Origin of the sequence: Terriglobus sp. YAF25 (genome assembly GCF_052113305.1) — a bacterium.
GTDB lineage: Bacteria > Acidobacteriota > Terriglobia > Terriglobales > Acidobacteriaceae > Terriglobus.
On sequence record NZ_JBFRCY010000279.1, the window covers coordinates 1 to 5,404 of the forward strand.

Sequence of the window (5,404 nt, forward strand, 5' to 3'; positions counted from 1 at the left end):
CCCCCCGTACAATGACCGGGTGCGCGCCACAGTCATTACTGTTTCCGACAGCAGCTTCGCCGGCCGAAGAGAGGATCTCTCCGGTCCCCGGGTGCGGAAGGTGCTTGAAGCGGCAGGGTTTACGGTCGATCAGCGGCTGGTTCCGGACGATGTGGAGGCCATTGCTTCCGCACTGCGGGAGTCGGCCAGAGAGGCGCAGCTTGTGGTCACCACCGGAGGAACAGGCCTGGCGGAACGGGACGTCACGCCGGAGGCCACACTTTCGGTCTGCACCCGGCTGGTTCCCGGTCTGGCGGAGCGCATGCGCTTCGAGGGGGCAAAAAAAACGCTGCTGGCTGCGCTCAGCCGGGGTGTCTGCGGCATCCTCGACCGGACGCTGGTCATCAACCTTCCTGGAAGCCCCAGCGGTGCGCAGGAGTCGCTGGAGACCGTGCTTCCCCTTCTGCCGCATGCCCTCGAGCTTCTGGCGGGGCACACCGATCACGCCGGCCTGAACCGGTAAGCGGCGTCCAAAGTCAAATCAAGTTAACCCAGGCACGATAAAATGGAACTTCCGTGAAATCTTCACCTTCAGTACTTATTCACAAGTTCCTCGCTTGGCTGCTCAAGTTGCTGCTGCCGCTTGGCTTCTGGGGAATCGGCGCTCTTGCCCTCATTGACTCCGCGACCATTCCGGTCCCGATCGACGCCCTGCTCATCGCCTATGTCGTCCACGATCACCCCAAGGCGTTCCTGTTTGTGCTGCTGGCAGCGGCGGGTTCCGCGATTGGAAGCCTGGTGCCCTTCTATGTCGGCCGTGCCGGTGGCGAGCTGTTTCTGCTGAAGCGGATCAACCGCAAGCGCTATGAGCAGCTCCGTGACCGCTTTGAGCGGCAGGAGTTCCTGGCCATCATGATCCCGGCCATGCTGCCGCCGCCGACACCGATCAAGCTCTTCGAGTTTGCCGCCGGCGTCTTCGAGATGCGCACGACGGCATTCTTTCTGGCGATCTTCCTGGGCAAGTTCCTCCGCTTCGGAGCCGAAGCAGTCATCACCATCCTCTACGGCCCGCAGATCATCGACACCGCCGGCAACATGATTCATGAGCACACAGGTTATGTCATCGGCATCGGTGGCCTGCTGCTGCTGCTCGTAGGCTTCTGGATCATCCGCAAACTCTTCGACCGCCGCAAAGGCGACCGTTTTCCCGTTGAGGAAAACGGCGCGGTTGAACCCGTGGATTCGGTTGAATAGTTGAAGCCGGTGATAGGCCAATGATGAAACGCTGGATAGAGCATTTTTCCTGTAGGTGTAGAGCAGGGCTTGTGCATCTATGGGCGTTTTCCGCAATGAAAACGCCGCTGCACGCTCGTCCCGGGATACCCAGCTACAGGAGAAATGCTCTAGTACTGTTGCTGCTGACTGTTCCTGCCCTGGCTCAGAARCCAAAGGCCGACCCACGTCTGGCGCCACTGGCGTTTCTCAGCGGCCATTGGACCTCGGCCACCGAAGAGGAGTACTGGTCGTCTCCCATTGGGGAGAGCATGGTCGGCACCTATCGCGTCCTCAAGGATGAGGCTCCGGTCTTCTATGAGTTCTGGGCGATCGAGATCGAGAACGGCCAGCCGGTCTACAAGATGAAGCACTTCAACGCCAATCTGCAGGGCTGGGAGCCAAAGGACGAGTTCGTCCGCCTGCCGATGACGGAGCACGAAGCCAACTCCGTGACCTTCTCCAACGGCAAAATCACGCTCCACTACGAGCGGCATGGAGCGATGCTGTTCAGCACGCTGACGCGGACAAAGAACGGCAAAGAAGTGAAAGATGAGTTCCGTTTACGGCGAACGCCGTAAACGACTGGAATGATTGAAAAATTGAATGATTGAATAATCGCCGACGCTGCCCGTTCAGCTTTTCGTCTTATTCAATTATTTCGTTATTCAATCATTCAATAAAATAAGTCCTTTATGGATACACCCCGTATTGCTATCCCTATTCCCTGGTCTACCGATGCAGCGTACTCGCAGCGTGCGTGGCCGCAGTATGCTGAGGCGCTTCGGCGTTGCGGAGCGGAGCCGGTTCCGGTGCCGCTGGACAGCACCAACGCTGAGATTGCCAGGATTGCCAACAGCTGCCAGGCCTTTCTTCTGCCCGGCAGCGGCGCCGATGTGAATCCGCAGAAGTATGGGCAGCCGCGCGATCCTGAGACCGCCGATGCCGATCCCGCGCGCGAGAATGTCGATGAGCTGCTGCTGCAGGATGCGCACAACATGCACAAGCCACTGCTCTGCATCTGCTTCGGTGTGCAGATGTTGAATGTGTGGCGGACCGGCTCGTTAGTACAGCATGTGCAGGACACCGGGATCGATCATCGTGCCGGCCGCGAAGTGATGGAGGCTCATCCAGCCGAGGTGGCAGCCGACTCCATGTTGGGCGGCATTGTGGCGGCAACGGGCGTTCCGGAGCATGACCACATGCTCACGGTGCCGGTGAACAGCAGCCATCACCAGGCGCTGCAGGATCCCGGCGACGGTCTGCGAATTGTGGCGCGGTGTCCTACGGACGGCGTCATCGAGGCCGTCGAAGGAGGCCAGCATCCAGGCCACTTTGTGCTGGGAGTGCAGTGGCATCCGGAGCGCACCTTCGATCATTCGCCGGCTTCACGGGCGATCTTCGAGCGCTTTGTCGACGAGGCACGGCAGTGGAAGCCGCGCGAGATCAAGGACTCCATCGCATGACCATCGACGTCGCCCGCGTCATTACCCAGACACGGAAGCTGGTGGAGATCGACTCTCCATCGGACGATAAGGCCGCAGTCGATCGTTGCAACGACGTCCTGTTGGAACTTGCCGCAGGGTTGCAGCCGCAGGTCAAGCGCCATCGGCAGAAGCAGCACGGCGACCTGCTCGAATTGCGTTTTGGCTCGAAGCGCAAGGGGCGTAAGCCGGTCGTCCTGCTCGGCCATCTCGATACCGTATGGCCCATCGGCACACTGAAGACGATGCCCTGGCGGCAGACAGCGACCCATCTCTATGGCCCCGGCGTATTGGACATGAAGCTCGGAGTCGCGATGGCGCTGGAAGCCTTGCGCGTTGCGGAGCTGCAACGCGAGGTGGTGTTGCTGCTCGTCTCCGACGAAGAGATCGGCAGCCCTGCGTCACGGCCCGTCACGGAGAAGATCGCACAGACAGCCGAGGCGGTCTTTGTATTGGAGCCGGCACAGGCGCCGAACTGGGCTTACAAGACCCAGCGCAAGGGAATCGGCAACTATCGCATTGCCGTGACCGGTGTGAGCGCACATGCGGGTGTGGATCCGGAGAAAGGGCATTCGGCGACACTGGAGCTCTCGCGGCAGTTGCTGAAGATTGCCGAACTGAATGACCTGAAGCGCGGCATCACGCTGAACGCCGGCGTCATCGGCGGCGGCACCAAGTCGAATGTGATTGCCGCCGAAGCCTGGGCCGAGATCGATCTGCGGATCCCAACCGTGCGCGATGGCGAACGCATCGATCGCAAGCTGCGCGCACTGAAGGTTGTGGACAAGGAGTGCACGGTGACGGTGACCGGCGGCATCAATCGCCCTCCGATGGAGCGGTCCGCGGGAACTGTGCGGCTCTATCGCCAGGCGAAGAAACTAGCGGCTGGCCTTGGGTTTTCACTGGACGAAGCAGCGACCGGCGGAGGCTCGGACGGCAACTTCACCGCTCCGTTTGCACCAACGCTCGATGGCATGGGCGCGGTCGGCATCGGAGCACACGCAGTGCACGAGCAGATTGAGATCGCACACATCGCCCCACGTACGGAACTGCTGGCGCGGATGGTTGCTAGTTGCTAGTTCCTGGCTGCTAGTTGAGCCACCGAACTGGGTGCCCCATGTCCCCTTAGGGACGTGGGCCCGGCCTTTTCTTTCCTAGGCACTTCATTTCAAGCGGATCTTTCTCACTCGTTCAGGTTGAAGGAAAGGGGTTCGAGCTTCGCTCGAATACCCAGGTCCCCGAGGGACCCGGGGCACCCAGTGTCGTGGTTATTCAAAACTCTGTGGTTATTCAAAAACTCTTCAAAAGATTCGCCACAGCTGCAATCGGCAAACCTACAACGTTGGAATAATCCCCTTCAATCCGCGGAATAAACCGTGCGGCACTACCCTGAATGCCATACGCCCCGGCCTTATCCATCGGTTCCCCGGTAGCGATGTACTCGGCAATCTCCTGCTCCGTCATCGTCTGGAAGAAGACGTTGGTCGTCTCGGCATGCACCACCGCCTTCTGAAACGACAGCAAGGCAACGCCAGTGACCACCTGGTGAACGCGTCCGCTCAGGGTGCGCAGCATCACTCTCGCATCAGCGGCGCCTGTCGGTTTTCCCAGCAACGTGTTATCGAGCGTCACCGTAGTATCGGCGCCCAGCACCACCAGATCGTGTTCGCAGGGATGCCTGGCGAGCACGACCTGCGCCTTCTCACGTGCCAGGCGGGTGGTATAGGCCACCGGATCTTCTCCGGGATACTGCGATTCGTCGATATCAGCCGTCTCCACCGTGAATGGGATGCCGGCCTGGGTGAGGAGTTCCCGGCGGCGAGGAGAGGCGGAAGCGAGAATCAAGCGCATAGAAATCAGTATGAATGGTTGAATCGTTGAATAGTTGAATGGTCCGGCTGCAACGGCTCCAGCGCCCGGATTCAGCTATTCCATTGGTAAAAGCTCAAGGAAGCGTCCCCTTGTTTGAGCACACGCGTGCGCTCAAGGTTGCCGGCCCGCTCCGGGAGCTCCACCTTGCTGCGATGCTCGGCGACCACGCGGGCGCCATCGTTCAGCAGCTCTTCATGCGAGCCCAGGAAGGCGAGGGTGCGTTCGTACTCCTGCGCCATATCCCATGGCGGATCGAGGAAGATCAGGTCGATCGCGGTCTTTTCTTTGGCGAGTTTGGAGAGCAGCGTCGAAACGCCGCTGTTGTCGACGACGGCTCCCTCGGCTCCCAGCGCCCGCAGATTGGCCCGCAGCGTGGCCAGAGAGGACGATGACTTCTCCGCAAACCAGACACGGCGCGCGCCGCGGCTCAGGGCCTCCAGGCCCACCGCACCCGAGCCGGCGTATAAGTCCAGCACACGCAAGCCGGTACAGTCCTGTCCCAGCACGTTAAAGAGCGTCTCGCGCAGACGGTCGCTGGTCGGCCTGGTTGCCTCGTTTTTTGGCGCCGCAATCTGCCTCGATCTCCACTTCCCACCGATGATCCTCATCCCGTGACTACAATAAACCTCATGCGCTCCTGGTCCATCCMGCTCGGCCGTTGGTTCGGCGTAGAGATACGCATGCACACCTTCTTCGTGCTGCTGCTCGCGCTCTCGGTGAGCTGGGCTTCGTTCTCCAACCACAATGGCATGCGCGGCGTCGCTCTCTGGCTGATCCTCGTCTTTGCCGTGGTGGTG

At 60.4% G+C, this 5,404-nt stretch carries 7 protein-coding genes; 5 read left to right on the top strand and 2 right to left on the bottom strand.

Features of this window, described 5'->3' with window-relative positions; all coding sequences use genetic code 11:
* The 5 genes from AB4043_RS13065 to AB4043_RS13085 form a co-directional block, all read left to right on the top strand.
* Positions 1–502: MogA/MoaB family molybdenum cofactor biosynthesis protein (locus tag AB4043_RS13065; RefSeq protein ID WP_442307234.1), on the top strand; the 502-nt coding region annotated here is incomplete at its 5' end.
* A gap of 53 nt (positions 503–555) precedes the next feature.
* On the top strand, positions 556–1,233 hold the full coding sequence (locus AB4043_RS13070) for a YqaA family protein (RefSeq protein WP_442303385.1): 678 nt from the start codon (positions 556–558) through the stop codon (positions 1,231–1,233).
* A 158-nt stretch (positions 1,234–1,391) separates the two neighbouring features.
* Complete coding sequence (locus AB4043_RS13075) at positions 1,392–1,832, top strand: DUF6265 family protein (protein WP_442307235.1); 441 nt, start codon at positions 1,392–1,394, stop codon at positions 1,830–1,832.
* 114 nt (positions 1,833–1,946) lie between these two features.
* The gene (locus tag AB4043_RS13080) at positions 1,947–2,717 is read left to right on the top strand and encodes a gamma-glutamyl-gamma-aminobutyrate hydrolase family protein (RefSeq protein ID WP_442303387.1); all 771 of its coding nucleotides are present in this window, start codon (positions 1,947–1,949) and stop codon (positions 2,715–2,717) included.
* Entirely contained in the window at positions 2,714–3,814 is a 1,101-nt protein-coding gene (locus tag AB4043_RS13085; protein WP_442303388.1) for a M20 family metallopeptidase, read from the top strand. The genes AB4043_RS13080 and AB4043_RS13085 overlap by 4 nt, the downstream gene beginning before the upstream one ends.
* 211 nt (positions 3,815–4,025) lie before the next feature.
* Here the strand turns inward: AB4043_RS13085 and AB4043_RS13090 are convergent, their stop codons facing one another.
* Both AB4043_RS13090 and rsmD read right to left on the bottom strand, forming a co-directional pair.
* A complete protein-coding gene (locus tag AB4043_RS13090; RefSeq protein WP_442303389.1) occupies positions 4,026–4,586 on the bottom strand; it encodes a Maf family protein in 561 nt (186 codons plus the stop codon).
* A 71-nt stretch (positions 4,587–4,657) separates the two neighbouring features.
* Positions 4,658–5,215 carry a 16S rRNA (guanine(966)-N(2))-methyltransferase RsmD gene (gene rsmD, locus AB4043_RS13095; protein WP_442303390.1) on the bottom strand — a complete coding sequence of 186 codons (558 nt, stop codon included), beginning with the start codon at positions 5,213–5,215 and terminating at the stop codon, positions 4,658–4,660.
* Positions 5,216–5,404: the final 189 nt, after the last annotated feature.